We start from the raw sequence: 26,257 nt of genomic DNA on the forward strand, positions 1-26,257 counted from the left end.
AAGGAAAGCACATGTTAAGCATTAAAGATTTACAGGTCAGTGTGGAAGATAAGGCGATTCTGCGTGGGCTGAGTCTTGAGATTCGCCCCGGAGAAGTCCACGCCATTATGGGGCCGAACGGTTCCGGGAAAAGCACGTTGTCTGCGACACTCGCCGGACGAGAAGATTATGCAGTCACTGGCGGGACGGTAGAATTCAACGGTAAGGATTTACTGGAACTGTCACCGGAAGACCGTGCCGGTGAAGGCATCTTTATGGCATTTCAGTATCCGGTAGAAATCCCCGGCGTCAGTAATCAGTTTTTCCTGCAAACGGCACTGAATGCTGTGCGCAGCTACCGTGGCGAAGAGTCGCTGGACAGGTTTGACTTCCAGGATCTGATGGAAGAAAAAATTGCGTTGCTGAAGATGCCGGAAGATTTGCTCACCCGTTCGGTCAACGTGGGCTTCTCCGGCGGAGAGAAAAAGCGTAATGACATTTTGCAAATGGCGGTACTGGAGCCTCAGTTGTGCATTCTTGATGAGTCTGACTCTGGTCTGGATATCGACGCGCTGAAAATCGTCGCAGACGGCGTGAACTCGCTACGCGACGGGCAACGCTCATTTATTATCGTCACCCACTACCAGCGAATCCTCGACTATATCAAACCCGATTATGTCCACGTTCTCTACCAGGGGCGCATTGTGAAGTCCGGTGATTTTACGTTGGTTAAACAGCTGGAGGAGCAAGGGTATGGCTGGCTTAGTGAACAGCAGTAACGTGCTCCAGCAGTGGCATCATCTGTTTGAAGCGCAGGGTGAGCGTCGCTCACAGCATGCGCAACAACACCTGCAACAGATGTTACGGCTGGGGTTGCCGACGCGTAAACATGAGGACTGGAAATATACGCCGCTGGAAGGGTTAACCAACAGCCAGTTTGTCAGTGATGTTGCTGAGATAACGTCAGCCCAGTGTGAAGCGTTGGCACCGGCTATTGATGCCATACGACTGGTATTTGTCGACGGGCAATTCTCTCCAACGCTGAGCGACAGCACAGAAGGTAGCGGTTTTGACATTACCGTTGATGATGCGCGTCAGGCGCTCCCTGCGGCTATCCAGCCAGAGGTGTTCCTGCATCTGACCGAAAGCCTCTCACGCAGCGTCACGCACATTCAGGTCAAACGATATCAACGTCCAGCGAAACCGCTGCTGTTGATGCACATCACCCAGGGGCTGGCAGGTGATGAGGTGAATACCGCGCACTATCGTCACCATCTTGAACTGGCCGAAGGTGCAGAGGCTACCGTCATTGAGCACTATGTTAGCCTGAATGCGCATCGACATTTTACCGGTGCACGCTTAACGATGAACGTGGCGGCAAATGCCCATTTTCACCATATCAAACTGGCGTTTGAGAATCCGGTTAGCCACCATTTCGCGCATAACGATATCCAGTTAGGGGCAGATGCCACGGCGGTGAGCTACAGCTTCTTACTCGGTGGTGCGGTATTACGCCATAACACCAGTACCCAGCTTAATGGGGAGAACAGCACACTGCGCCTTAACAGCCTGGCGATGCCGGTGAAAAATGAAGTTTGCGATACCCGAACCTGGCTTGAGCATAACAAAGGATATTGCAACAGCCGGCAACTGCATAAAACCATCGTCAGCGATAAAGGCCGGGCGGTGTTCAATGGCTTGATCAACGTGGCGCAGCACGCGATTAAAACCGACGGTCAGATGACCAACAATAATTTGCTGCTCGGTAAACTGGCGGAAGTGGATACTAAGCCGCAGCTTGAAATCTATGCCGACGACGTGAAATGCAGCCACGGGGCGACGGTAGGGCGGATCGACGACGAGCAGATGTTCTATCTGCGTTCGCGCGGGATCGGCCAGCAGGATGCCCAACAAATGATTCTCTACGCGTTTGCCGCTGAACTGACGGAAGCTCTGAGCGATGAAACGCTGAAACAACAGGTACTGGCGCGGATAGCCCAACGTCTGCCAGGAGGCGTAGCATGACATTTCCCATTGAAAAAGTACGGGCGGACTTTCCGGTCCTGACGCGTGAGGTCAACGGCTTACCGCTGGCTTACCTCGACAGTGCTGCCAGTGCGCAAAAGCCCAACCAGGTGATTGATGCCGAGGCAGAGTTTTATCGGCATGGCTATGCGGCTGTCCATCGGGGGATTCATACGCTCAGCGCTCAGGCAACGGAAAAAATGGAGAATGTCCGTAAGCTGGCGTCATTGTTTATTAACGCGCGTTCAGCCGAAGAGCTGGTGTTTGTTCGCGGTACGACGGAGGGCATCAACCTGGTGGCGAACAGCTGGGGCAATAGCAATGTTCGGGCGGGTGATAACATCATCATCAGTGAAATGGAACACCACGCCAATATTGTCCCCTGGCAGATGCTGTGCGCCCGTGTAGGTGCGGAACTGCGTGTTATCCCACTGAATGCCGACGGGACGTTGCAACTGGAAACGCTATCGACGCTGTTTGATGACCGTACGCAACTGTTGGCCATTACCCACGTATCTAATGTGCTGGGCACTGAAAATCCGCTGCCGGAGATGATCGCGCTGGCGCATCAGTACGGCGCAAAGGTGCTGGTAGACGGCGCGCAGGCGGTCATGCACCACCCGGTGGACGTGCAGGCGCTGGATTGCGACTTTTATGTCTTCTCCGGACATAAGCTGTATGGACCCACCGGCATTGGCGTGTTGTATGCCAGAGAGTCGCTGCTGCAGGAAATGCCACCGTGGGAAGGCGGTGGCTCGATGATAGCAACCGTCAGTCTGAGCCAGGGAACGACGTGGGCTAAAGCCCCCTGGCGTTTTGAAGCCGGAACGCCGAACACCGGAGGGATTATCGGTCTGGGAGCGGCCATTGAATATGTTAGCGCGTTGGGGCTTAGTGAAATCAGCGAATATGAACAGTTCATGATGCGCTATGCGCTGGAGCAACTGGCGGAGGTACCTGATCTGACGCTCTACGGCCCGGAAAACCGTCTGGGCGTGATTGCGTTTAACCTCGGCAAACATCACGCGTATGACGTCGGTAGCTTTCTTGATAACTATGGAATTGCAGTGCGGACGGGGCATCACTGCGCTATGCCGTTGATGGCTTATTATCACGTTCCCGCGATGTGCCGGGCTTCCATTGCCATGTATAACACCCATGAAGAAGTGGATCGCCTGGTGACGGGACTCAAGCGTATTCATCACTTGCTGGGATAACAGGGAGGCATTATGGCTGCGCTACCGGATAAAGAAAAACTGTTGCGTAATTTTCTGCGTTGCGCTAATTGGGAAGAGAAATACCTGTACATCATTGAACTGGGTCAGCGCCTGCCGGAATTAACTGCCGACGATCGCTGCCCGGAAAATAGCATTCAGGGATGTCAAAGTCAGGTATGGATTGTTATGCGGCAGAATGCTGAAGGTATTATTGAATTACAGGGCGACAGTGATGCGGCAATTGTGAAAGGACTTATCGCCGTCGTCTTCATTTTGTATGACCGGATGACGGCTCAGGATATTGTGAATTTTGATGTGCGTCCGTGGTTCGAAAAAATGGCGCTCGCACAGCATCTCACACCTTCACGTTCACAGGGGCTGGAGGCGATGATTCGGGCGATCCGCACCAAAGCCGCAACTCTTAGCTAAACTGATAAAACACGTCATCTTTCAGGCTGACTGGAATGATTCCGTGCAAGGCATCGCAATGACTCGTAGGCCGGATCGGACGTTTGCCGTCATCCGGCAATAACGCCAGGGGGGTGAGTGAGTATGAAACGCGCGTCTGTTATTACGTTAATGCTGATCGGCGCTTACAGCGCTATACAGGCCGCCTGGGCGGTCGATTACCCTTTGCCACAGGCTAACAGCCGTCTTGTCGGGCAAAATCAAACCTACACCGTGCAGGAAGGCGATAAAAACCTACAGGCGATTGCCCGTAAGTTTGATACCGCCGCAATGCTGATCCTTGAAGCCAACAATACTATTGCCCCCGTCCCTAAACCCGGAACGCTGATCACTATTCCCTCGCAATTATTGCTGCCAGATGCGCCACGCGAAGGCATTATTGTGAATCTGGCGGAACTGCGTCTGTATTACTTCCCGCCGGGAGAGAATAGTGTTCAGGTATTCCCGATTGGTATCGGTTTGCAGGGGCTGGAAACGCCGGTAATGGAAACGCGGGTTGGTCAGAAAATCCCCAATCCGACCTGGACCCCTACACCGGGCATCCGTAAACGCTCTCTGGAGCGCGGCATAACATTACCGCCGGTAGTGCCTGCGGGGCCAAATAATCCGTTAGGGCGCTTTGCACTGCGTCTGGCGCATGGAAACGGTGAATACCTGATCCATGGCACCAGCGCGCCGGACAGCGTGGGCTTGCGTGTGAGTTCCGGCTGTATTCGCATGAATGCACCGGACATCAAAGCGTTGTTCGAGCAGGTGCGACCAGGTACGCCTGTCAGGGTGATTAATGAGCCGATAAAATATTCGATAGAGCCGAACGGCATGAGGTATGTCGAAGTGCATCGACCGCTGTCACCGGAAGAGGAACAAAACGTCCAGACCATGCCATATGTACTACCAGCCGGTTTTACCTCGTTTAAAGACGACAAAGCCGTGGATAATAGCCTGGTGGAACGAGCGTTGTATCGCCGTGCGGGCTATCCTGTCACCGTGACCGCCGGGCAAGCCTCGGTCGTGAGCAATGGTGCGGATGTGAAGTCTGCGCGTAATGGTGTACCAGGAGGGGATGCAGAGGTGCGCGTAACGCAATAGCAGGGAAGGGAAATTCAGAGCAAAAAAAATGGCGCACAATGTGCGCCATTTCTATTACACAGATACTATTACTTACGGTATTTAGTAGCTGCGTTGTCCAGACGCTGGTTAGCGCGAGCTGCGTCATCTTTAGCAGCCTGAACGTCGGAACGCATTGCGTTCACGTCGTTGCTCAGCTGGTCAACTTTAGCGTTCAGAGTCTGAACGTCAGAAGACAGCTGATCGATTTTAGCGTTGCTGGAGCAACCTGCCAGCAGAGTAGAACCCAGGATTACCGCGCCCAGTACCAGTTTAGTACGATTCATTATTAATACCCTCTAGATTGAGTTAATCTCCATGTAGCGTTACAAGTATTACACAAAGTTTTTTATGTTGAGAATATTTTTTTGATGGGAATGCACTTATTTTTGATCGTTCGCTCAAAGAAGCATCGAATTGTGCAAAAACAGCTAAAAACTCGTGAGAAAACAGAAAGCTTCCATCGGATTCATCTTAGATAATCTCGGATTGGATAGTGAAATCCGATTTGATTTTTTATTAATCGTGGCTATCAAGAAAATAAAAAAGCGCCGCAAGGGCGCTTTTTAAGCAAATTAATTCGCGATGGAATTATTACAGCACGTGAACAGATGCCGTATTGGTGGTGCCGCTCGGAACCAGCGCACCGGAAACCATCACCACAACGTCACCTTTCTGTGCCAGACCGCTTTCCAGAGCAACTTCTTTACCCAGGCGATAGAAATCATCGGTAGAGCTGATTTCTTTAACCACCTGTGCAACAACGCCTTTGCTCAGCACCAGCTGACGCGCGGTAGTTTCGTTGGTGGTCAGCGCCAGGATGGTGGCATCCGGGAAGTATTTACGTACTGCGCGAGCAGATTTACCGCCCTGGGTTGCGACGACGATCAGCGGAGCATCCAGTTTTTCTGCAGTTTCAACCGCGCCACGGCAAACGGCTTCGGTGATGCGCAGTTTGCGGCTGTCGTTGTTGAAGTCCAGACGGCTGGTCATCACGCGGTCAGTACGCTCACAGATGGTCGCCATGATGGTAACGGCTTCCAGCGGGTATTTACCTTTTGCAGACTCACCAGACAGCATGACTGCGTCGGTACCGTCGAGGATGGCGTTAGCAACGTCACCAGCTTCAGCACGGGTCGGACGCGGGTTTTTGATCATGGAGTCCAGCATCTGGGTCGCAGTGATAACGACTTTACGTGCGCGGATACATTTTTCGATGATCATTTTCTGCGCGAAGATAACTTCTTCAACCGGGATCTCAACGCCCATATCGCCACGAGCAACCATGATGCCGTCAGACGCTTCGAGGATTTCGTCGAAGTTGTTCAGGCCTTCCTGGTTTTCGATTTTGGAGATGATCTGGATGTTTTCGCCGCCGTGCGCTTTCAGGTGCTCGCGGATTTCAACGACGTCAGAACGTTTACGGATAAAGGAGGCTGCAACGAAGTCAACGCCTTGTTCGCAACCGAAGATCAGGTCTTGTTTGTCTTTTTCAGCCAGTGCTGGCAGGGCAATGGAAACGCCCGGCAGGTTAACGCCTTTGTTTTCGCCCAGGTCGCCGTTGTTCAGCACTTTACAAATAACTTTGTTACCTTCGATAGCGGTAACTTCCATGCCGATCAAACCATCGTCGACCAGAACGGTGTTACCGACGGACAGGTCTTTAGTGAAGCCTTCATAGGTAACAGCAACGATTTCATTGTTGCCCACAACAGATTTGTCGGTAGTGAAAGTGAAGGTCTGGCCCGCTTTCAGAGAAACGTCGTTGCCGCCTTCCAGCTTAATGGTACGGATTTCCGGACCTTTGGTGTCGAGCAGAATAGCGGCTTTTTTACCGGTTTTGCTCATGACGTTGCGCAAATTCTTGATGCGCTGACCGTGTTCTGCGTAATCACCGTGGGAGAAGTTCAGACGCATGACGTTCATGCCCGCGTCCAGCATTTTGGTTAACATCTCTTCGGATTCGGTTTTCGGACCGATGGTGCAAACAATTTTCGTCTTTTTCATGACAGTCTTAGTCTTTAAGTTGAGAAGGATATGGAAATCTGGCTTCCATCGCGCACGGATGGAAAGCTAAACCTGAGTTACGAAAGTTGTGATGCCTCGCTCTAAGAATAGGTGACATCGATAAAGCGTGCAGAGGAATGTGTGCTTGCGTTTCAGCCCAACGGGATGGTGAGTTTTGTAGTCGTTGAGTTTTACAGGTCAATGTGCTGAAACCATTCAAGAGACAATTGGCGCGCATTATACGCTGAAAATTATCAAAAAGGAAAATGGAAACAGCGTTTCAAAAGAGTTCTGTGCAGTTTCACAAGAAATATTCACTAATTTGTTCATAGGTATGGATAAAGAGGTTGTCCACCGTCGAGGTTTGTTGCGCAACAACCTGCATTTGTCCTCTCAGATGAGGGTTATCCTGTCATCCCGGCTCGAATGTCTTCATATTTCTAAAAGTTATATCAAATTCTTTTTAATTCATTTTAAAAGTCAATCTCGCTGATTACACTCATTTGGACATCCATACTGCTAAACAGCCAAAAGCACTAGCAGGATAACAATAAGCAGCAGCGGATACCCAAACGACATGATTGTCCTGAAAAATATTTCGAAAGTGTTTACGCCAGGCAGGCTTTCTATTACCGCTGTCGATGATGTCAACCTGACGGTTGAGCAGGGGCAGATTTACGGGATCATTGGTTACAGCGGGGCGGGAAAAAGCACCTTAATACGTTTGCTCAATGGTCTGGAAAAACCGTCCTCCGGTAGCGTGACGATTAACGGTCAGGATATTTCCGCCGCCCGCGGGGAATCGTTGCGTCAGGCACGGTTGAAAATCAGCATGGTGTTTCAGCACTTTAATTTACTGTGGTCACGCACCGTCAGTGAAAATATCGCTTTCTCTATGCAAATTGCCGGTGAGCCGAAAGCGATGATTAAGGCGCGAGTGGCCGAGCTGATTACCCTTGTCGGTCTGAGCGGTCGCGAAAATGCGTATCCATCGCAGCTCAGTGGCGGCCAAAAGCAGCGCGTAGGGATCGCCCGCGCGCTGGCGAATAATCCTGATGTACTGCTCTGTGACGAGGCTACGTCAGCCCTGGATCCGCAAACTACCGATCAGATTCTGGAGTTACTGCTCGATATTAACCGTCGCTTCAAATTAACCATCGTGCTGATCACCCATGAAATGCACGTGGTACGCAAGATCTGCGATCGCGTCGCGGTAATGGAAAACGGCAGGGTGGTTGAAGAGGGCGATGTACTTACTGTTTTTACCCATCCACAGCAACCGATCACCCGACAGTTCGTTCGTCAGGTGAGTCAATATGCCGAGGAAGACGAATTCAACCCGCAGCTGGCCAGCGAACTTGGCGGCGTGGTGATCAGGCTTACGTTTACCGGGCAACGTACGCATCGGCCAGTGGTTGGCGAATTGACCTTACGCTATGGCCTGCCGTTTAACATTTTGCACGGCAAGATGACGCAAACCGCGCACGGTGTGTTTGGTCAGCTCTGGGTGCACGTTGTGGCCTCTGAGGAACAATTGAACAATATTTTGGCCGACCTGCGCCAGAGCGACATTGAAGGCGAGGTGATTCAACATGCCTGAAGATCTGTTTCCCCATCTGAAGTGGGACCAACTGCTGGCAGCGACCCAGGAAACGCTCTATATGACGGCACTTTCTGGCGCGGCAACGTTTGTCCTTGGGATTGCACTCGGGCTGGCGCTATTCCTGACCGCTCGCGGTGGACTATTCCAGAACCGCGCCTTGTATAGCGCGATCTCGCTGGTGGTCAATATTTTCCGCTCGATCCCGTTCATCATTCTGATCGTATTGCTAATACCGTTTACCAAAACGATCGTTGGCACCATTCTCGGCGCCAATGCCGCGTTGCCCGCGTTGATTGTGGGGGCTGCACCTTTTTACGCACGCCTGGTCGAAATCGCCCTGCGTGAAGTCGATAAAGGCGTTATTGAAGCGACGCGCTCGATGGGCGCACGTCTGACGACGCTTGTTTTTCGGGTTTTACTGCCGGAATCCTCACCCGCTCTGGTGTCCGGGATCACCGTGACGCTGATTGCACTGGTTAGCTACAGCGCGATGGCGGGGGTGATTGGTGCCGGTGGTTTAGGGAACCTGGCTTATCTGGAAGGATTCCAGCGCAACCACAGCGACGTCACGCTGGTGGCGACGGTAACGATTCTGCTCATCGTCTTCATCATTCAGCTTTGCGGCGATGTGATCACCTCTCTGTTAGATAAACGCTAATAAAATACGGAAACCATCATCATGAAAAAATCACTGACATTACTCGCAGCTGCAACCTTAAGCGCCCTGAGCTTTGCCTCGTGGGCAGATACGCTGACCGTTGGCGCGTCCAACGTGCCGCATGCAGAGATCCTCGAGCAGGCTAAGCCTATACTGGCGAAGCAAGGGATAGACCTGGAGATTAAACCATTCCAGGACTACATTCTGCCGAACACCGCGCTGGCGGGTCGTGAGATTGACGCTAACTACTTCCAGCATATCCCGTACCTGAATAGCGTGATTAAAGATCATGCTGGCGACAAATCCTATGATTTCGTCAGCGCAGGGGCGATTCATATTGAGCCGATTGGTATCTATTCGAAAAAGGTGAAGTCACTGAAGGATCTGCCGGAAGGTGGCAAGGTGATCATGCGTGATGCGGTATCTGAAGAAGGTCGTATTCTGTCGATTTTTGAAAAAGAGGGTGTGATCAAGCTGAAGCCGGGTGTGGATAAAGTGACGGCGCGCATTAGCGACATCGTAGAGAACCCGAAAAAGTTGAAGTTCTTACCTAACGTGGAAGCGGCGCTGTTACCGCAGATGTATAACAATGAAGAAGGGGATGCGGTGGTGATTAACGCCAACTACGCAATCGACGCCGGACTGGATCCAGTGAAAGATCCGATTGCCGTAGAAAGCGGTGAAAACAACCCGTATGCCAATATCATTACCGTGCATCGCGGTGACGAGAAGAAAAAGGATATCGTGGCGCTGGTTGATGTGCTGCACTCCAAAGAGATCCAGGACTGGATCCGTACCAAATATAAAGGCGCGGTGATCCCGGTTAATAACTGATCCGCTTTTTGCTGAGTGGCGGCAGTGCCTTATCCGGCCTACGACGTCTTGTAGGCCGGGTAAAATGCGTTCGCGCAGAGCTATACTCGTTCAATTCTCGCTGGCAACCCCTGACGCACAGCGGCTCCTGAAACCCAATCCAGCCAGGTGTTGGCAACCTTTCGTGTCGGATCCGCAAAGCCCAGATCGTTGATATTGATTCCCGACTTTATCTTTTTATCAAATGGCATCGGCTCACCGTCGAGCGTATGCTGCGCAGCGCCCATTTCTTTATGCCCGTAACCATGTTCAATGGCGATGACACCCGGCATGACGCCATGGAGCAGACTTATCTGCGCTTGCGCCTGACCGCCAGGGGTGGTGATACGCACGATATCGCCGTGTGCTAAACCATACCGCTGACCATCCTGTGGATTGAGCGCCACCAGATTAACCGGCTTCAGATGATGCAGGCGCGGGATCACCGCTGTGGCGCTGGACATGGTATTCGATTTAAAGGAAATCAGTTTCAACGGCCACTCTTGTTCCGGGAACAACTCCTCAACCGCACGTCCATCAGAGAGGCGCGAAGGATACCACGCCGGACAGCCGCTGTAGCGCTCGCCGGTAATCGCATGACGGTGTGCAGCGACATCCGCATTCCATATTTGCAGCGGTTTTTCCCACGCATTGCCGACGCGGTTATCGACCCGACCACTGTTATCTGGCGCAAAACGGCCACCGCGCGAATAGATAAACGCCACGCGACTCACCTCATCGGTTTTTAACGTTTGGGTCATCACCGGCAAGATTCGTTGCACCCCGGTCAGCGCGATATCCTCTTCCCGTGCCTCCGCCACAGGCGTTTTGCCCATAAAAGCAATGTTGGCGGCCAGCCGCAGATAATAATCTTCGGCGCGGTTGAGCGGATACTGATTGCCCTGCGGGTCGGCAATGGCATTGTCACCAAAGCCGGGGAGACCAATGCGTTTTGCCACCGCGATGCAGAAAGCCTCCATTGAGACTGGTTGACCGTCAGCGGTCTGGCGGGTAGCGGGCCTGACCACGGGCCAGCGGGCGGTGGTGGCTTTACTGGCGACACCGGCCCATGGGGCGCTGAATCCCCAGCTTTCAAAGTTATGCGTGTCCGGTACGATGTAATCCGCCAGCGCGGTTGTTTCGTTCATGAACGCATCAATCGCGATAAACAGCGGCAAACGTGCAGGATCTTTTAGCTTTTCTTCTGCCACACCGCGTAAGCCCGCAATCCCATAAAACGGGTTGGTCATGTTGGAGATCCAGGCCTTTAGCGGATACGGATAACCTTCCAGTGCTGAGACCAGCAATTCGGTAAGCTGGCCTGCGACAAACGGATACCAGGGCGCTTTGGCCGGGAAGGGCGATTGCCCGGCGGCGACTTTGTTGCGGTACTCTTCGGAAGACTCATAGGCTGTCTTGCTGCGGGCGATGCTCAGACCTTTAGGTTTCACCTTCCCGGCAAAACTGTCCATATTGTAGCGCGGGCCGTCAGTTGCGCCGTTGAACTTACCGCCGCCGACGAACACGCCGCCTTCGAGGCTCAGGTTCCCGATCAACGCATTGAGCATCATTACCGACCAGGCATTATAAAAACCGTTACCCGCCATCATCCCACCGTGCGTGATCACTGCTGCTTTTCGTCCGTGACGGGTGAAAGCATCGGCCAGCGCGCCAATGTCTGCCTCAGAAACACCACACTGCTGGCTGTATTGCGCCATTGACAGTTTCTCAGCGGATTCTTTCAGACACTGGAAGCCACTTTTTACCGTGACCGTTTGCCCCCCGGCCAGCGTGACGTCACGGGAGATGAACAGTTGGGCACGTTGGCAACTGCTGGCGGCGACGATCTCTCCGGCTTCGTTAATGACTGTTGGTTCGTTGGCGGCGTCTGCGCGTAAATGCGCCAGCGTTAAATGCTGACCGGCGAGCGTTGGAATTTCATCGGTAATGACCAGATGGGTGGCGTTGGTCCAGCTTTTTTCCCCGGCCTGCTTCATGGCCTGTACGTCTGGAATAGCCAGGTAATCAGCGTTATAGCGCTGCTTTTCAATTATCCAGCGGATCATCCCCATCGCCAGAGCGGAGTCCGCCCCTGGGCGTACGGGCTGCCAGTGCCCACGATCGTCGGCAAGCACTGTCGTTAGCGGTAGGGCTGGTGCAACCACAACATAGCGGAAGTCATCACGTAAACGGGCACTGGCGAGTTGCCGTGCCTGGCGTTTAAACGGGTTGCCGGATTGTGCTGGAGACGTCCCCATAAACAACGCAAATTCGACATTATCCCAGTCGGGTTTTACGTGGGTATTTTTATCCAGATCGCCCATCAACGCGCCAGATCCGGCACGATAGGCCAGACCACAGTATGCGCCATGGGCACCGAAGTTTTTGCTGCCGAAACTGTTCAGGGCAAAGCGACGCAAAAATGTATCACGTCCTTCATCACTGGTATTGGTGACCAGTAGCTGATTGGATTTTGGGCCGAAACCGGGGTGTCGGGCATCAATCGGCGTATCGGGATCGTGGATCGCCCGCAGACCGTCAACGTGGCCTTCGCCAAACAGATCGCCGCCTTCCACCACTTCTTTGATCAGTTGCTCAAAGCTGATGCGCTGCCATTTGCCTTCCCCACGTTTACCCACGCGTTTCATTGGCTCCAGAATACGCAGTGGGCTGTACAGGCCTTCAAGTAACGTTGCACCGCGAGCGCAAGCGGTGGAGCGGGCATCAAGGCCGGTTTCGCCCGCCAGTTGTTCCATCGCGGCGGCAAAGGGAACAGAGGAGTCAATGTGGTGTTCGTGAGATAGCGGATGGTACGGGTTGCCCGCAATACGCAACACTTTGCCTTGTTCGTTATCAACACGGACACGCACGCCACATTGCGTCCAGCAGCCGAAACACTGCGTCATGGAGATCACCTGTTGCGGGTTCTGTTGCCAGCGCGTTTGGGCATGTGCTTCGGGGATGAGTGCATTACCAAAGATACGGTCACGGGTTATTTTTCCTGATGTTCCGTCAAGCAAACCATCAATCGCACGCTTTGCCACGTCCCGATAACTCAGGCCGAAGGTCACCATGCCCCCGACGGCTAGACCAACTTTAAGCCACTGACGACGAGTTAAATTAGGCATGTTGCATTCTCCTTGCGATCGCGTTCAGGGCTTCACGAACCATAATGATCAGTGCGACCCACAGGCCAAAAGTGCCAAGAATAGCCAGCCAGCCATCTGTGCCACCGGGCAGGGTATAGGGATTAAACTGGGCGTTAAATTTCGGTACGGTCTGTACCTGAATGAGTAATGTCCAGCGCATTAGCCAGCACAATGCCATTGCACTTATTGCCAGCGAAATACGTAATGGCAGTGATAACGGATGGCGTAACACCAGGGCGCAAACGCCCAGTGAGGTAACCCAAAGTGCAATCCAGCCGATGGCGTAATGTCGCGCGGAAGCCGCCACATCCAGCCACTGGCGAATTGCTGACCCCGATAGCGTGTTGCCACTAGCCCATATCACCACCACGATAGCCAGCGCGCACAGCGTGGCTATCTGTCCCCATGCCAGTTTGCGCGGTAATGTTGTCCCTGCGTTTTTCACCGTGGCGATAAGCAGGGCAAGGAACGTTTGCAGGGCACTGAGGAACATCGCTACCGGGAAGGCGTAGCTGAACCAGATCGGACGCGCCTCGACAATCGAGACCTCGCGACCTGTATAGACCAACAGTCCAATCGCCGATAGCGCACTTCCCACGGCCAACCATTTAGTGACGCTGTAACTTTTTGCGGTTAATCGCTTAACCTGTTGTGCGATAAACCACAGCCCTAAAAACCCGGTGAATAGCGGTAAAAACAGCGCGCCCCACGGCATCCACGACCATGGCGTCGGAAAGGCGTAGAAATGCCAGACACGAGCGGTCTGGTGTAAATCAGCGGTCAGCGCCAGCGGCGCGGTAATCGCGCAGGTCAGGGCGATTAACAGCGTCAGGTTTTCCAGTTCCGGCGTCTCTTGTTTGCGCCAGTGGATCACGCAGGCAAACAGTGCGGCGCAGGCGGCAATGCCGATAAAAAAGAAATATTGCACAGCCCAGGGTAACCAGCTTACGTCCTGTGGATGCGTCAGAACCTCTTCGATAATCAGGGTAGGGTTCATTTAAACCTCCTGCCAGAGCGCGGGCTGGGCACGCCCCATTAATGGTGTCACAAAGGCCTCATCCAGGCCCAGATAGAACACGTGCGGCGAGGTGCCACTTTCCGGTTTCAGGACCTTGATGGCGTCATGATGTTGTTGCAGCATTTGAGAAATCCGGCTGTGTGGATCCTTGATATCACCGATGATGCGCGCGCCGCCAACACACGACTCTACGCAGGCCGGGAGCAGGCCCGCTTCCAGTCGATGAACGCAAAAAGTGCATTTATCGGCGGTTTGCGTTTCATGGTTGATAAACCGTGCATCGTATGGGCAGGCCTGCACACAGTAGGCGCAGCCAACACAGCGTGTGTTGTCGACAACCACAATGCCATCTTCGCGCTGGAAGGTGGCCTGCACCGGACACACCGGCACGCAAGGGGGGTTATCACAATGGTTGCACAGGCGCGGCAGCAGGACGTTGGTGACGCTTTGCTGGCCTTCAAGTTGCACCTGATACTGATTAACGTTGGTACGAAACTCACCTTGCGGCGTCTGGTTTTCAATCGCGCAACTCACGGTGCAGGCCTGGCAGCCGATACATCGACGCAGATCGACCAGCATGCCGTAGCGATGCTGGGGCGATCCTTCATGCCGTTCAGGCGAAAAGGGAAACTGGGCCTGTGCGAGGGGAACCAGTGATGCGCCAGCGGTCAGGACGCCCAGTTGCTGGAGAAACTGCCGTTTACTGCTGTCCATATTTTCTCCCGTCACGATGCAACAACGAAACATTGGTCACGCCGTTGATTTGCATGTGATGAATAAAGAATCTCAATGATTTACAGTGTAAAAATCGTGGCGGGGGCAGCTCTATTGTGGTTAACCACATACCCGGCTTGTTGTTGATCTAAAACAACATAATTGACAGGGATAATTCAGTGGGATGTAACGTCGTTCGATGTCTGACGCTATTGGCCTCCGTGTGGATGCTCGGCAGCGTGGCGTGGGCAGGTTCGTGGAATGTGGGTGTTTTGGCGATGCGTGGCGAGGTCTCTACACGTGCCCACTGGCAACCGCTGGAAACCCTGTTAAATCAGCAAATTCCGGGTGAACAGTTTCATATTCAACCGCTGGATCTGCAGCAGATGCAGGAGGCGGTTAACCGTGGAACCGTCCAGTTTGTGGTCACCAATCCGGCGCAATTCGTGCAGTTAAACAGCCATGCAGCGCTTCGCTGGCTGGCATCATTACGCTCCACTCGTGGCGGAAAGGCAACCAGCAACGTGATTGGCAGTGCGGTCCTCGTCAGGCGCGACAGTGGGATTGTGAATGCACATGATCTGATTGGTAAAACGGTAGGTGCCATTGATGCTCAGGCATTTGGCGGTTATTTGCTGGGATACAAAGCGCTCAGCGATGCGGGATTGCGCCCTGAACGTGATTTACATCTGACGTTTACCGGCTTTCCTGCCGATGCCTTGCTGTATTTATTACGTGAAAAAGCGGTTCAGGCGGTGATTGTGCCCGTGTGTCTGCTGGAAAAAATGGATGAAGAAGGGCTAATCCGCAAAGCGGACTTTAGGGCCGTGATTAGCTATCCAACGTCAATTCCTTGCGTAACCAGCACGCCGCTCTATCCTGACTGGTCGTTTGCTGCCTTGCCCGCGGTCAGTGATGAACTGGCCGATCGTGTCACGCGGGTACTGTTTAACGCGCCACAAAACGCTGTCTTTCGTTGGGGCGCGCCGGCCTCAACCCGCGAAGTAGAAGCTTTGCTGCGCGATGTCCGCCAGCACCCACAGCAGCGCCAATTGTGGCTGGATGTCAAAAGCTGGTTTATTCAACATCGTCTGGCCATGGGGGCGGCGGGTATCGTCCTGTTGTTGCTGACGCTCAATTACATCTGGGTCATGCTGCTGGTCCGCCGACGTGGAAGACTGCTTGAGCGTAATAATGTGCTGTTGCGTAAACAGGAACAGGCGCTGGAAACCGCGCGTCAAATGAGTGTGCTGGGCGAGATGACGTCCGGATTCGCTCATGAACTTAACCAGCCGCTTTCGGCTATCCGCCACTATGCACAGGGCTGTCTGATTCGTCTGCGCGGCCAGGATCAGCAGCATCCGTTGTTACCCGCCCTTGAACAGATTGACGTGCAGGCGCAGCGGGGCGCCGATACGCTACGCAATTTACGTCAGTGGGTCAGTCAGGCGCAGGGAAATCCGGTGATGACTGACGACTGGGAGCCCATTAACATTCATGATGCGATCCATCATGTCTGGCAGTTATTACGCATGGCACAGCAATTCCCGACGGTAGCGTTACAAACGCAGGTCGATAATTCGCTCACGGTTACACTGCCGACCGTTTTGCTGGAGCAGGTTCTGGCTAATCTGGTACTAAACGCGGCCCAGGCGGGGGCAAAAACGGTGTGGTTCTCAGCGTGCAGTGAGGAGCATGGTGTGCGTATCCTGGTGCAGGATAACGCCGGAGGGATCGACGATGCGCAGTTATATCAGGCATTCCAGCCCTTTATGACCACCCGCAAGGAAGGGATGGGACTCGGGCTGGCCATTTGTCAGCGACTGGTTCGCTATGCAAATGGCGACATTAGCATCAAAAATCACCCAGCGTCTGACGGTCTGGCGGGCGTAGCGGTGACATTACATTTTAAGCAAACACAGGAAGGAGGGCGTCGTGGCAATAATTCATCTGTTGGATGACGATGTAGCGGTTACTCAGGCCTGTGCATTTTTACTGGAAAGTATGGGGTATGAGGTACGCTGCTGGGAGCAGGGTGAAACATTTTTGGCTCAGGCCGATCTGCATCAGGTCGGCGTATTACTGCTGGATATGCGCATGCCGGTACTGGATGGACATGCCGTGCATGAAGCAATGCGTCAGCGCGAGAGCACCCTGGCGGTGGTATTTCTTACCGGGCATGGTGATGTGCCCATGGCGGTTGAACAAATGAAGCGCGGAGCCGTCGATTTCTTACAGAAGCCGGTTTCAGCCGCGCCGCTACAGGCTGCGCTGGAAAATGCTGTGCAGGCCTCGGTAGCGGCTTTTTCGCGACAGGAAATCGTTGCTTGCTATCAGCAACTTACCCCGAAGGAGCGAGAACTGGCGAATCTGGTTGCAAAGGGGTTGATAAATCGGGAAATCGCCGATGCCATGAATATTGCCGTTCGCACGGTTGAAGTGCATCGGGCGCGGGTGATGGAAAAAATGCGGGCCGGAAGCCTCGCCGAGCTGGTAAATCGACTTCAGCGGATCCAGTAAAATTTTGACATTTATTTGATTTTCATTGGATTTTGTCTAATTTGTCAGAGTGATATATGCTGTGGGTTTGAGTTAATGACGAGCGGGTGAATATGGGAAATCAGACCAAAGACGACGAGCTGTACCGCGAGATGTGCAGAGTAGTCGGTAAAGTAGTGCTGGAAATGCGCGATCTGGGGCAAGAGCCTAAGCATATCGTCATTGCTGGCGTACTGAGAACAACCCTCGCCAATCAGCGTGTGAAGCGCAGTGAGTTAGAAAAACAGGCCATGGAGACGGTGATTAAAGCGTTGGCCGGTTAATCCATAAAAGAGGGCGGTAGAATTATTCTGCCGTCCTCTTATTTTATTCTTCGTTATCTTCCAATAAATATAATTTAGTTCGGTCACTAAAATTACGCATTGCGCTATATATTTAATTATATATCGAATGGTGTATAACACAATATTTGTGATTGCACTCCCAAATATTTTCATGCATATGAAATGTTATTTCAATCTCGCTTAATGATAATAAATATCACTCCACATTAATTATTTTCCTTCCGATTTTTAATTGATAACGATCAAGGTTACAGGGGGAGAATAACCACATTATTTATCTGCCTAACCCTAAAGGATTATACCCGAGTTTAGGGTATGGATTGATTCAGTTTAACCACCGTCATCTGTGCGATCAGGTTAGGGCAAAAATTCACGTGTTGTTGGCAACATTTATGGCCGATTTGACCTGATCTGCATTCATTAAAATTAGCCTGGATCTGTTGCTACTACAGCGTTTGCGAAGAGGATGCGAAATAAATGAACCAGGTTGATCGTCCATTTTTAGATTGTGGTTTAACGCGGCTTGAGTTTCTGCGTATATCAGGGAAGGGTCTGGCAGGATTAACGATTGCCCCCGCTCTGCTATCCCTTTTTGGTTGCAAGCAGGAAGATATCGATAGCGGCACCGTCGGACTTATCAATACGCCGAAAGGGGTGCTGGTGACTCAACGAGCCCGCTGTACTGGCTGCCACCGCTGTGAAATTTCCTGTACTAATTATAACGATGGCGCTGTTGGCACCTTCTTTTCCCGCATCAAAATTCATCGTAACTACTTCTTTGGCGATGATGGTGTTGGGTCCGGTGGCGGGTTGTACGGCGATTTAAACTACACCGCAGACACCTGTCGTCAGTGTAAAGATCCCCAGTGCATGAAAGTTTGCCCGATTGGCGCAATTACCTGGAAACAGGAAGACGGTTGCATTGCCGTAGATCATAAACGCTGTATTGGCTGCAGTGCCTGTACCACGGCCTGCCCATGGATGATGGCGACCGTTAATACCGTAACGAAGAAATCCTCAAAATGTGTTTTATGCGGGGAATGCGCTAATGCTTGTCCGACAGGGGCATTAAAAATTATTGAGTGGAAAGATATTACTGTTTGATGGATAGCAGGGCTGCCTGATACGCGTCATTTAATGCCGGAAAATTGCAGTTTTTGAATAAAAGAACTGCCTGAAAGGTGGCGAGTATATCTATCGGACCTTCTTGCAAAGGAAAACATGATGGCTAATGGTTGGACAGGTAATATTTTACGGGTCAATCTCACCACGGGTAATATCACCGTTGAAGATTCCAGTAAATTTAAGAAATTTGTCGGTGGGATGGGCTTTGGCTATAAAATTATGTACGACGAAGTCCAGCCAGGCACCAAACCTTTTGATGAAGGAAATAAGCTGGTTTTCGCGACCGGGCCGCTAACCGGTTCGGGCGCGCCCTGCAGTTCTCGCGTTAATATCACCTCATTATCGACATTTACCAAAGGCAATTTAGTGGTCGATGCCCATATGGGCGGTTTCTTTGCCGCACAAATGAAATTCGCGGGTTACGACGCCATTATTATCGAAGGGAAATCACCTTCTCCGGTCTGGATCAACATCAAAGACGATAAGGTCAGCATCGAAAAAGCGGACTTCATATGGGGTAAGGGTACGCGCGCAACCACTGAAGAAATATGCCGTATCACCAGCCCGGAAACGTGCGTTGCAGCCATTGGTCAGGCGGGTGAAAACCTCGTTCCGCTTTCCTGCATGATTAATAGCCGTAACCACAGCGGCGGAGCCGGCACTGGCGCAGTCATGGGGTCGAAAAACCTGAAGGCCATTGCGGTAGAAGGGACCCAGGGGGTCAATATTGCCGATCGCAAAGAGATGAAGCGGCTTAATGACTACATGATGACCGAGCTAATCGGCGCCAACAACAACCATGTTGTGCCGAGCACGCCGCAGGCCTGGGCTGAATACTCTTCACCTAATTCGCGCTGGACGGCTCGCAAAGGGTTGTTCTGGGGCGCTGCGGAAGGAGGGCCAATCGAAACGGGGGAAATTCCACCGGGAAACCAGAATACGGTCGGTTTTCGTACCCATAAATCCGTGTTTGATCTCGGCCCGGCCGCTGAGAAGTATACCGTCAAAATGAGTGGCTGCCATTCATGTCCAATTCGCTGTATGTCGCAACTCAATGTTCCCCGTGTGAAAGATTTTGGTGTGCCGAGTACCGGCGGGAATACCTGCGTGGCGAACTTTGTACATACCACTATTTTCCCGAATGGGCCGAAAGATTTCGACGATAAAGACGATGGGCGCGTCGTAGGAAACCTGGTTGGCCTGAACCTGTTTGACGATTATGGCATCTGGTGTAACTACGGGCAGTTGCACCGTGACTTTACTTACTGCTACTCCAAAGGCGTCTTTAAGCGAGTGTTACCTGCGGCAGAGTATGCAGAGATCCGTTGGGATCAACTGGAAGCAGGCGATCCGAACTTTATCAAAGATTTCTACTATCGACTGGCGCATCGCGTGGGTGAACTCAGCCACCTGGCAGATGGTTCCTACGCGATTGCAGAACGCTGGAATCTGGGCGAAGAGTACTGGGGTTACGCGAAGAACAAACTATGGTCGCCGTTTGGTTTCCCTGTTCACCATGCGAACGAAGCCTCAGCGCAGGTGGGGGCGATCACCAACTGTATGTTCAACCGCGACTGTATGACGCATACCCATATCAACTTTATCGGCTCCGGTTTACCGCTGGCGCTACAGCGTGAAGTAGCGGGCGAACTGTTTGGCTCACAGGATGCCTACGATGAAACCAAAAACTATACCCCGATTAATGCCGCCAAAATCAAATACGCCAAATGGACGCTGCTGAAAGTCTGTCTGCACAATGCGGTTACGCTGTGTAACTGGGTCTGGCCAATGACGGTTTCGCCACTGAAGAGTCGAAACTATCGTGGAGACCTCGATCTGGAAGCGAAATTCTTCCAGGCCGTAACGGGGGATGAAACAACTCAGGCGAGTCTGGATTTGGCCGCGGAGCGCATTTTTACCCTGCACCGTGCTTATACAGTCAAGTTGATGCAAACCATGGATATGCGTAATGAGCACGACCTGATCTGCTCCTGGGTGTTTGATAAAGATCCGAAGATCCCAGTCTTTACCGAAGGGACCGACAAGATGGACCGGGAAGATATGCGTCAGTCGCTTACGATGTTCTATCAGGAAATGGGCTGGGACCCGGCGTTGGGCTGCCCAACTCGCGACACCCTTCACCGCCTCGGCCTTGAGGATGTGGCTGCCGACCTGGCTGCACACAATCTGTTGCCGGCGTAAGGAACGCAGATGACGTACGTGAGTAACGACCTGGCCGCTGCAGAGGATGTGCATGGTGATGACGTGGATAGCCAAAAGAGACAGTGGCTGCACGCGTTACACCAGCCTGTCGCACACCAGAGTTCGTCATTAATTCAGGAACCCACCAGTCCGGAGTCGATAGTGGCGGATTTTATCCGCCAGCATTCTGCTTCAGGTCAACTGGTGGCACGCAGCGTGTTTCTGTTGCCACCTTATTCGGTTCCTGAAAGTGACCTGGCTATGCTGCTGGACGCGATGTGTCAGCATGCATCCGACGCAGATATTCTCTGTATCCAGGGGTCAGAGGATACCTACTTCTACTCGACGCAAACCATAACGGCAAACTACGCCGAGATGTGTGTGCAGGTGGTGGAAAATGATATCTGCCGTGCCATTGCAGAAGCGGTACGTTTTGACTGCCAAACGTATCCTCGCCCCTATAAGGTCGCCATGCTGGCGCAACCGCCATACCACTTTGAACCTGAGCAGGTTACGGCGGCGCTCACGGCAATGGAAACGCATCCTGATTATGCAGACATACGTGCTGTGGAATCGTCGAATGCGGAACCTTATCTGTTTAGCGAGCGCTTTATGAGTTACGGCAAAGCGTATGGCCTGTGCGAATGGCTTGAGGTTGAGCAGTATCAGAACCCCTGAATTTTTCAGGTTGATGTCATGGAACGTGTGGACGATCACTGTCACAGTATTAGAGGATAACCCGATGTCCTTCACCCGACGAAAATTTGTCATTGGCATGGGGACGGTGATTTTTTTCACCGGCCCAGGCCAAAACCTGTTAGCGAGTACGAAGAGTACTAAAAACGTTCGTTATGTCATGATCCACGACGAATCATTGTGCAACGGATGTAATATTTGCGCCCGAGCGTGCAGGAAAACGAATCATGTTCCTGTTCAGGGGAGTCGTTTATCAATAGCCCATATCCCGGTAACGGATAACGATAACGAAACGCTGTATCACTATTTTCGTCAGTCCTGTCAGCATTGTGACGATGCCCCCTGCATTGAGGTGTGTCCGACCGGTGCTTCCTGGCGAGATGAAAACGGGATTGTGCGAGTCGATACCTCTCGTTGTATCGGCTGCAGTTACTGCATTGGCGCATGTCCGTATCAGGTACGCTATCTCAACCCACAAACCAAAGTGGCGGATAAATGCGACTTCTGCGCCGAATCACGTCTGGCGAAAGGTTTCCCGCCAATTTGCGTCAATTCTTGTCCAGAACACGCGTTGATTTTTGGCCGTGAGGACAGCCCGGAAATTCAGACCTGGTTGCGGGAAAACAAGTACTACGAATATCAACTTGCAGGCGCCGGGAAGCCCCATCTGTATCGTCGGTTCGGTCAACATTTGATTAAAAAGGATAATGTATGAACGCGTCGCAGAATGCCGAACAGTTTCACGCACAGCTTGCGCAGTACGTCCCAATGTTTTCGCCGGATTACTGGCCTGTCTGGTTGGTTTTCGCCGGGTTAATGCTGGTGGGGATGTGGCTGGTGCTGGCACTCCACGCAATGTTGCGCTTTCGTTCAGCGAATAAAGCGTCTGCAGGACACGGAGAGAAGGTCTATTTATACTCGAAAGCTGTCCGTTTGTGGCACTGGTCGAATGCGCTGTTATTTCTGTTGCTGCTGGCCAGCGGCCTGCTAAATCATTTCACTGCGGTCAGTGCCCCAGTGATGAAAAGCCTGCTGACTGTGCATGAGGTATGTGGCTTTTTGCTGCTTGCCTGCTGGATTGGTTTTGTCCTGATTAACCTGATTGGGGGGAACGGGCATCACTATATTATTCAGCGTCAGGGCTGGATCGGCCGGGCGCAGAGGCAGACGCGATTTTACCTGTTTGGCATTATGCAGGGCGAAGCGCATCCATTCCCGGCATCAACGCGTTCGAAATTCAATCCGTTACAGCAGGCGGCGTATGTCGGCGTGATGTACGGTTTGCTGCCGCTACTGCTGATCTCCGGGTTGCTATCCCTGTACCCACAGGCTGTGGGCGATCTGTTCCCTGGCGTACGTTACTGGTTGCTGCAGGCGCACTTTGCGCTGGCTGTCGTGAGCGTGTTTTTCATTTTTGGACATCTTTATCTCTGCACCACAGGACGCACACCGGGCGAAACCTTTAAGTGCATGGTGGATGGCTATCACCGGCATTAAGAGATGATGATTACGCGTGGTGACTTACGGGCCTGGCGCGTCGGGCCCGTGATGTATCGCTGGTTTCTGCGTGCGTTTCCTGAAGGAGGCAGCTATGCGGAGGTGCACCGTGCACTCCAGCAGGAAGGGTATAGTGACTGGGCAGATAGCCTCGTGGAATACGGCTGGTCAAGATGGCAGGATGAAGAGAATTTTGTCCAGCAGGATATCTGTGCGATGGGCCGTGTTGTCTGTCCGCAGACGGCAGACGACAACGGTAAACAATTGGCGAGCGCGGCTGATGGCGACAGTCTCGGTAGCGCGGGCGATAACATTAAAATCGTCAGCGCCGGGTACGCCGCGCAGATTGCCAGTGCAGGTTACAGCGCACGTATTGGCTGCGTGGGTTATAACGCTCATGTTGCCAGCTCCGGTGAGCGTGGCCGTATTGCCATCGCGGGAAACTCCACACGAGTCAGTAGTGTGGGAGGCGGTACACGAATGGCCAGCACGGGTATGCGGGTGCGCATCAGTTCGCTGGGTGACAGAAGTCGTATCGCCAGCAGCGGTGATTTAACCCAGATAGCCAGTTTTGGCGCAGAGTCGAAAATCGCCAACTGCGCGGACAACGTGCAGATCATGGCCAACGGAGAAAACACTGTTATTGCCAGTACTGGCGTGGTCGATTCAATAATTCTCGGCCCCGGCGGATGCGCGGCTCTTGCCTATCACGACGGTAAGAGAATGCGCTTTGCGGTGGCTATTGAGGGTGAAAATAACATTCGCGCAGGGGTGAAGTATCGGCTCAACGAAGACCATCAATTTGTGGCATGTTGAGCCGTGTTGCTATTTCAACGCGAACCGACGCTGAGTGATCTTCTCCAGGCTAAAGCACAGCAGGTAATAGACCAGTCCGGTAAAGACAAAAATGGCCGCCGGGTAAATTTGTACCCGGTTGTTAACCTGACCCGCAACCGTCGTGAGTTCAGGCACATTGACGATAAATGCCAGCGACGTGTCCTTGAGTAGCCCGATAAAAATCCCCGTTAGCGAGGGCAGTACGTTGCGCAGAACCTGTGGCAACAGAATTAACCCGAGCGCCTGGAGCGGACGAAACCCCTGAACGATGGCCGCATCATACTGACCGCCTGGCAGCGCAGTGATACCCGCGTACACAGAATGCATCACCGAGGCGGCGGTAAACCAGGCCAATGCCAGCGTAACGGTTATGGCTCCCGGTAAATCACTGCCTGTGAGCATGGGCAACAGATACCACATCCAGAAAATCACGAAGATTAACGGAATACCACGAATAAACTCTGCCCAGATAAACAGCCCCTTACGTATCGCCCCAGGAAAACGCCAGGCACAGCAGGCGAGTGCGATCCCAGCGGGAAGCGCCAGTGCCGCTGCGCCAATCGCCATCAACAGCGTGAGCAGAACGCCCCCCGGTTGCCCCTCTGTGACCCGCCCCCACAGGAGGTAGTCCAGATTGTCGGTAATAACCGAAATATTAGCGATCATGCAGTAGGCTCCTGAAACGGAATATGCGTGTTTTACGCGCCAACGGTTTACCTGCTGCAGACACAGGACCAAGACGGGTTAACAACATCCCCAGTACAATGCCGGTCAGCAGGTAGAGTGCCGTGCCGACGGCAAAGGCTTCCAACGCATGGGCGTTATAGCTTTCAATTTGCCGTACCTGGTATGTCAGTTCTGCAAAGCCAATGCCGCTGGCCAATGAAGACAGCTTCATCAGATTAAGATATTGCCCCACGATCGGCTGCCAGGCATTTGCCAGCCCCTGAGGGAGCAGGATGTGACGAAACGTCGCCCATGACGAAAACCCCTGTGCTATGGCTGCCTCGCGCTGCCCGCCAGAAACAGCCTGTAAACCGGAGGCGACCTCTTCGACCAGAAAGGCCGAGGTAAAGACACCCAGTCCCCATGCGGAGCAGAGAAACTCCGGCGTTAACCACCAGACATCCCCCGGCAGAATGGACCAGGAGTGTTCCGCATTAATGAAGGTAATCACGTCGCGAGGAAGGAGATTCCATGCAGCGAAGTACCAGAACATCAATTGGACGAGTAAAGGAGTATTGCGAAAAACAGAGACCCACACGCTGACCATGGTGGTCGCAAAGCGCTGTCCTGTCAGGCGCAGGCTGAGCAGAAAGATGGCAAACACCGTGGCGAGTACCACGCCGGCTAGCGTGACCCAAAGTGTGGTCAGAAAACCGGAGATTATCCATTGCAGAGGTTGCCCGCTCAGCACCCCCTGCCAGTCCATTGCATGCATTATAACGATGACTCCTGGTGTAACGGGTCGAGCACTTTTTTCAGAAAACGTTGGGTCCTGGGGTGCTGAGGGCGAGTGAAAAACGCCTCAGGAGGTGCGACTTCGAGAATATCGCCGCCATCAATAAACACCACACGATCGGCAATCTCCCTGGCGAAATGCATTTCATGGGTCACGACAATCATGGTAATACCGCTATGAGCCAGACGCTTCATGACCTGCAACACTTCGCCAATCATTTCTGGATCCAGAGCGGAGGTGGGTTCATCAAACAGGATGATTTGCGGCGAGGAGGCCAGCGCGCGGGCGATAGCAACACGTTGTTGCTGCCCGCCGGAAAGTTGGGCGGCATACGCATCGGCTTTCTCAGCTAATCCTACTTGTTCCAGCAGTTCAAGTGCCCGTTGCTCAGCATCCGTTTTTTTCCAACCGTGAACATATTCCAGCGCCAACGTGATGTTCTGCTGTGCCGTCAGGTGGGTGTAGAGATTGAATTGCTGGAACACGAAACCAATCCGGCTGCGAAGCTGACGCAATGTGGGGCCGCGCAGCTGACCGATTGGTTTGTCATCAATAAAGATATCGCCGCCGCTCAGTGACTCCAGTTGGTTTATCAGGCGAATAAGCGTCGACTTTCCTGAGCCAGAAGGCCCGAGAATGGTGACGACTTCGCCCGGTTCAACCGACAGGCTGACGCCGTTAAGCACGGTATGATTGTCATAGTGTTTTATGACATTACGCAGTTCAACACGCGCCTGGCGCAGATGCGTAAAATCCGCAGCCGAAGCTGCGGGACGATGAAAAAGGCCTGAGAGCATA

At 52.7% G+C, this 26,257-nt stretch carries 26 protein-coding genes; 17 read left to right on the plus strand and 9 right to left on the minus strand.

Annotated features, from left to right (window positions below; all coding sequences use genetic code 11):
- Window positions 1-11 precede the first annotated feature (11 nt).
- From sufC to ldtE, 5 genes are all read left to right on the plus strand, one after another.
- Window positions 12-758 (plus strand): Fe-S cluster assembly ATPase SufC, encoded by a 747-nt coding sequence (gene sufC, locus AL515_RS11585; protein WP_061067804.1) that lies wholly within the window; start codon window positions 12-14, stop codon window positions 756-758.
- Entirely contained in the window at window positions 733-2,004 is a 1,272-nt protein-coding gene (sufD, locus tag AL515_RS11590) for a Fe-S cluster assembly protein SufD (protein WP_061067805.1), read from the plus strand. Before sufC ends, sufD begins: the two co-directional genes overlap by 26 nt.
- Window positions 2,001-3,221, plus strand: coding sequence for a cysteine desulfurase SufS (gene sufS, locus AL515_RS11595; protein ID WP_048211839.1), 1,221 nt, complete (start codon window positions 2,001-2,003; stop codon window positions 3,219-3,221). Before sufD ends, sufS begins: the two co-directional genes overlap by 4 nt.
- Window positions 3,222-3,233: 12 nt before the next feature.
- On the plus strand, window positions 3,234-3,650 hold the full coding sequence (gene sufE / locus AL515_RS11600; RefSeq protein ID WP_048211838.1) for a cysteine desulfuration protein SufE: 417 nt from the start codon (window positions 3,234-3,236) through the stop codon (window positions 3,648-3,650).
- Window positions 3,651-3,773: 123 nt separating this feature from the next.
- Window positions 3,774-4,778: a L,D-transpeptidase LdtE gene (ldtE, locus tag AL515_RS11605; protein ID WP_061067806.1), complete on the plus strand. Its 1,005-nt coding sequence runs from the start codon at window positions 3,774-3,776 to the stop codon at window positions 4,776-4,778.
- A 68-nt stretch (window positions 4,779-4,846) separates the two neighbouring features.
- On the opposite strand, the gene lpp is transcribed toward ldtE, so the two are convergent.
- From lpp to ynhH, 3 genes are all read right to left on the minus strand, one after another.
- A complete protein-coding gene (lpp, locus tag AL515_RS11610) occupies window positions 4,847-5,083 on the minus strand; it encodes a murein lipoprotein Lpp (protein WP_003029373.1) in 237 nt (78 codons plus the stop codon).
- 307 nt (window positions 5,084-5,390) lie between these two features.
- On the minus strand, window positions 5,391-6,803 hold the full coding sequence (gene pykF, locus AL515_RS11615; protein WP_003029366.1) for a pyruvate kinase PykF: 1,413 nt from the start codon (window positions 6,801-6,803) through the stop codon (window positions 5,391-5,393).
- Window positions 6,804-6,810: 7 nt separating this feature from the next.
- Window positions 6,811-7,005, minus strand: a complete 195-nt coding sequence (ynhH, locus tag AL515_RS23950; protein WP_245163452.1) for a protein YnhH — start codon at window positions 7,003-7,005, stop codon at window positions 6,811-6,813.
- Between the two features lie 375 nt (window positions 7,006-7,380).
- Between ynhH and AL515_RS11625 the strand changes: the two genes are divergently transcribed.
- From AL515_RS11625 to AL515_RS11635, 3 genes are read left to right on the plus strand one after another with little or no spacing between them, the layout of a single operon-like run.
- The gene (locus tag AL515_RS11625; RefSeq protein WP_061067807.1) at window positions 7,381-8,403 is read left to right on the plus strand and encodes a methionine ABC transporter ATP-binding protein; all 1,023 of its coding nucleotides are present in this window, start codon (window positions 7,381-7,383) and stop codon (window positions 8,401-8,403) included.
- Window positions 8,396-9,064 (plus strand): methionine ABC transporter permease, encoded by a 669-nt coding sequence (locus tag AL515_RS11630; protein ID WP_048211835.1) that lies wholly within the window; start codon window positions 8,396-8,398, stop codon window positions 9,062-9,064. Before AL515_RS11625 ends, AL515_RS11630 begins: the two co-directional genes overlap by 8 nt.
- Window positions 9,065-9,085: 21 nt before the next feature.
- Window positions 9,086-9,898 (plus strand): MetQ/NlpA family ABC transporter substrate-binding protein, encoded by an 813-nt coding sequence (locus tag AL515_RS11635; RefSeq protein ID WP_048211834.1) that lies wholly within the window; start codon window positions 9,086-9,088, stop codon window positions 9,896-9,898.
- A gap of 80 nt (window positions 9,899-9,978) precedes the next feature.
- On the opposite strand, the gene ttrA is transcribed toward AL515_RS11635, so the two are convergent.
- The 3 genes from ttrA to ttrB are packed head-to-tail and all read right to left on the minus strand — an operon-like array spanning window position 9,979 to window position 14,797.
- Entirely contained in the window at window positions 9,979-13,044 is a 3,066-nt protein-coding gene (gene ttrA / locus AL515_RS11640) for a tetrathionate reductase subunit TtrA (protein ID WP_061067808.1), read from the minus strand.
- Window positions 13,037-14,062 (minus strand): tetrathionate reductase subunit TtrC, encoded by a 1,026-nt coding sequence (ttrC, locus tag AL515_RS11645; RefSeq protein WP_061067809.1) that lies wholly within the window; start codon window positions 14,060-14,062, stop codon window positions 13,037-13,039. The genes ttrA and ttrC overlap by 8 nt, the downstream gene beginning before the upstream one ends.
- Entirely contained in the window at window positions 14,063-14,797 is a 735-nt protein-coding gene (gene ttrB / locus AL515_RS11650) for a tetrathionate reductase subunit TtrB (RefSeq protein WP_005122827.1), read from the minus strand.
- A gap of 227 nt (window positions 14,798-15,024) precedes the next feature.
- On the opposite strand from ttrB, the gene ttrS reads away from it, so the two are divergent.
- The 9 genes from ttrS (at window position 15,025) to ydhT (ending at window position 23,976) form a co-directional block, all read left to right on the plus strand.
- Complete coding sequence (ttrS, locus tag AL515_RS11655) at window positions 15,025-16,758, plus strand: tetrathionate respiration histidine kinase TtrS (RefSeq protein ID WP_101741753.1); 1,734 nt, start codon at window positions 15,025-15,027, stop codon at window positions 16,756-16,758.
- Window positions 16,733-17,317 (plus strand): tetrathionate respiration response regulator TtrR, encoded by a 585-nt coding sequence (gene ttrR, locus AL515_RS11660; RefSeq protein ID WP_061067811.1) that lies wholly within the window; start codon window positions 16,733-16,735, stop codon window positions 17,315-17,317. Before ttrS ends, ttrR begins: the two co-directional genes overlap by 26 nt.
- Window positions 17,318-17,409: 92 nt before the next feature.
- Window positions 17,410-17,619 carry a fumarate hydratase FumD gene (fumD, locus tag AL515_RS11665; RefSeq protein ID WP_040233753.1) on the plus strand — a complete coding sequence of 70 codons (210 nt, stop codon included), beginning with the start codon at window positions 17,410-17,412 and terminating at the stop codon, window positions 17,617-17,619.
- 498 nt (window positions 17,620-18,117) lie between these two features.
- A complete protein-coding gene (locus AL515_RS11670) occupies window positions 18,118-18,744 on the plus strand; it encodes a ferredoxin-like protein (RefSeq protein ID WP_048211828.1) in 627 nt (208 codons plus the stop codon).
- A gap of 120 nt (window positions 18,745-18,864) precedes the next feature.
- Complete coding sequence (locus AL515_RS11675) at window positions 18,865-20,967, plus strand: aldehyde ferredoxin oxidoreductase (protein ID WP_048211827.1); 2,103 nt, start codon at window positions 18,865-18,867, stop codon at window positions 20,965-20,967.
- A 9-nt stretch (window positions 20,968-20,976) separates the two neighbouring features.
- Window positions 20,977-21,645, plus strand: a complete 669-nt coding sequence (locus AL515_RS11680; RefSeq protein WP_061067812.1) for a YdhW family putative oxidoreductase system protein — start codon at window positions 20,977-20,979, stop codon at window positions 21,643-21,645.
- A gap of 64 nt (window positions 21,646-21,709) precedes the next feature.
- Window positions 21,710-22,378: a 4Fe-4S dicluster domain-containing protein gene (locus AL515_RS11685; protein ID WP_048211825.1), complete on the plus strand. Its 669-nt coding sequence runs from the start codon at window positions 21,710-21,712 to the stop codon at window positions 22,376-22,378.
- Window positions 22,375-23,160, plus strand: a complete 786-nt coding sequence (gene phsC, locus AL515_RS11690; RefSeq protein ID WP_061067813.1) for a thiosulfate reductase cytochrome B subunit — start codon at window positions 22,375-22,377, stop codon at window positions 23,158-23,160. The genes AL515_RS11685 and phsC overlap by 4 nt, the downstream gene beginning before the upstream one ends.
- 3 nt (window positions 23,161-23,163) lie before the next feature.
- Window positions 23,164-23,976 (plus strand): protein YdhT, encoded by an 813-nt coding sequence (gene ydhT, locus AL515_RS11695; RefSeq protein ID WP_061067814.1) that lies wholly within the window; start codon window positions 23,164-23,166, stop codon window positions 23,974-23,976.
- Between the two features lie 9 nt (window positions 23,977-23,985).
- On the opposite strand, the gene AL515_RS11700 is transcribed toward ydhT, so the two are convergent.
- From AL515_RS11700 to AL515_RS11710, 3 genes are read right to left on the minus strand one after another with little or no spacing between them, the layout of a single operon-like run.
- Window positions 23,986-24,663, minus strand: a complete 678-nt coding sequence (locus tag AL515_RS11700; protein WP_101741682.1) for an ABC transporter permease subunit — start codon at window positions 24,661-24,663, stop codon at window positions 23,986-23,988.
- Window positions 24,653-25,438 carry an amino acid ABC transporter permease gene (locus tag AL515_RS11705; protein ID WP_040233756.1) on the minus strand — a complete coding sequence of 262 codons (786 nt, stop codon included), beginning with the start codon at window positions 25,436-25,438 and terminating at the stop codon, window positions 24,653-24,655. The genes AL515_RS11700 and AL515_RS11705 overlap by 11 nt, the downstream gene beginning before the upstream one ends.
- The gene (locus AL515_RS11710; protein ID WP_061067815.1) at window positions 25,438-26,256 is read right to left on the minus strand and encodes an amino acid ABC transporter ATP-binding protein; all 819 of its coding nucleotides are present in this window, start codon (window positions 26,254-26,256) and stop codon (window positions 25,438-25,440) included. The genes AL515_RS11705 and AL515_RS11710 overlap by 1 nt, the downstream gene beginning before the upstream one ends.
- Window position 26,257 lies beyond the last annotated feature (1 nt).

Origin of the sequence: Citrobacter sp. FDAARGOS_156 (assembly GCF_001559235.2) — a bacterium.
In the GTDB taxonomy this organism is placed as follows: Bacteria; Pseudomonadota; Gammaproteobacteria; order Enterobacterales; family Enterobacteriaceae; genus Citrobacter; species Citrobacter youngae.

What these genes read in the sequence shown, in the direction of transcription:
- sufC (WP_061067804.1), top strand. Translation starts at nt 12, where the DNA reads ATGTTAAGCATTAAAGATTTACAGGTCAGTGTGGAAGATAAGGCGATT.
- sufD (WP_061067805.1), top strand. Translation starts at nt 733, where the DNA reads ATGGCTGGCTTAGTGAACAGCAGTAACGTGCTCCAGCAGTGGCATCAT.
- sufS (WP_048211839.1), top strand. Translation starts at nt 2,001, where the DNA reads ATGACATTTCCCATTGAAAAAGTACGGGCGGACTTTCCGGTCCTGACG.
- sufE (WP_048211838.1), top strand. Translation starts at nt 3,234, where the DNA reads ATGGCTGCGCTACCGGATAAAGAAAAACTGTTGCGTAATTTTCTGCGT.
- ldtE (WP_061067806.1), top strand. Translation starts at nt 3,774, where the DNA reads ATGAAACGCGCGTCTGTTATTACGTTAATGCTGATCGGCGCTTACAGC.
- lpp (WP_003029373.1), bottom strand. Translation starts at nt 5,083, where the DNA reads ATGAATCGTACTAAACTGGTACTGGGCGCGGTAATCCTGGGTTCTACT.
- pykF (WP_003029366.1), bottom strand. Translation starts at nt 6,803, where the DNA reads ATGAAAAAGACGAAAATTGTTTGCACCATCGGTCCGAAAACCGAATCC.
- AL515_RS11625 (WP_061067807.1), top strand. Translation starts at nt 7,381, where the DNA reads ATGATTGTCCTGAAAAATATTTCGAAAGTGTTTACGCCAGGCAGGCTT.
- AL515_RS11630 (WP_048211835.1), top strand. Translation starts at nt 8,396, where the DNA reads ATGCCTGAAGATCTGTTTCCCCATCTGAAGTGGGACCAACTGCTGGCA.
- AL515_RS11635 (WP_048211834.1), top strand. Translation starts at nt 9,086, where the DNA reads ATGAAAAAATCACTGACATTACTCGCAGCTGCAACCTTAAGCGCCCTG.
- ttrA (WP_061067808.1), bottom strand. Translation starts at nt 13,044, where the DNA reads ATGCCTAATTTAACTCGTCGTCAGTGGCTTAAAGTTGGTCTAGCCGTC.
- ttrC (WP_061067809.1), bottom strand. Translation starts at nt 14,062, where the DNA reads ATGAACCCTACCCTGATTATCGAAGAGGTTCTGACGCATCCACAGGAC.
- ttrB (WP_005122827.1), bottom strand. Translation starts at nt 14,797, where the DNA reads ATGGACAGCAGTAAACGGCAGTTTCTCCAGCAACTGGGCGTCCTGACC.
- ttrS (WP_101741753.1), top strand. Translation starts at nt 15,025, where the DNA reads ATGCTCGGCAGCGTGGCGTGGGCAGGTTCGTGGAATGTGGGTGTTTTG.
- fumD (WP_040233753.1), top strand. Translation starts at nt 17,410, where the DNA reads ATGGGAAATCAGACCAAAGACGACGAGCTGTACCGCGAGATGTGCAGA.
- AL515_RS11670 (WP_048211828.1), top strand. Translation starts at nt 18,118, where the DNA reads ATGAACCAGGTTGATCGTCCATTTTTAGATTGTGGTTTAACGCGGCTT.
- AL515_RS11675 (WP_048211827.1), top strand. Translation starts at nt 18,865, where the DNA reads ATGGCTAATGGTTGGACAGGTAATATTTTACGGGTCAATCTCACCACG.
- AL515_RS11680 (WP_061067812.1), top strand. Translation starts at nt 20,977, where the DNA reads ATGACGTACGTGAGTAACGACCTGGCCGCTGCAGAGGATGTGCATGGT.
- AL515_RS11685 (WP_048211825.1), top strand. Translation starts at nt 21,710, where the DNA reads ATGTCCTTCACCCGACGAAAATTTGTCATTGGCATGGGGACGGTGATT.
- phsC (WP_061067813.1), top strand. Translation starts at nt 22,375, where the DNA reads ATGAACGCGTCGCAGAATGCCGAACAGTTTCACGCACAGCTTGCGCAG.
- ydhT (WP_061067814.1), top strand. Translation starts at nt 23,164, where the DNA reads ATGATGATTACGCGTGGTGACTTACGGGCCTGGCGCGTCGGGCCCGTG.
- AL515_RS11700 (WP_101741682.1), bottom strand. Translation starts at nt 24,663, where the DNA reads ATGATCGCTAATATTTCGGTTATTACCGACAATCTGGACTACCTCCTG.
- AL515_RS11705 (WP_040233756.1), bottom strand. Translation starts at nt 25,438, where the DNA reads ATGCATGCAATGGACTGGCAGGGGGTGCTGAGCGGGCAACCTCTGCAA.
- AL515_RS11710 (WP_061067815.1), bottom strand. Translation starts at nt 26,256, where the DNA reads ATGCTCTCAGGCCTTTTTCATCGTCCCGCAGCTTCGGCTGCGGATTTT.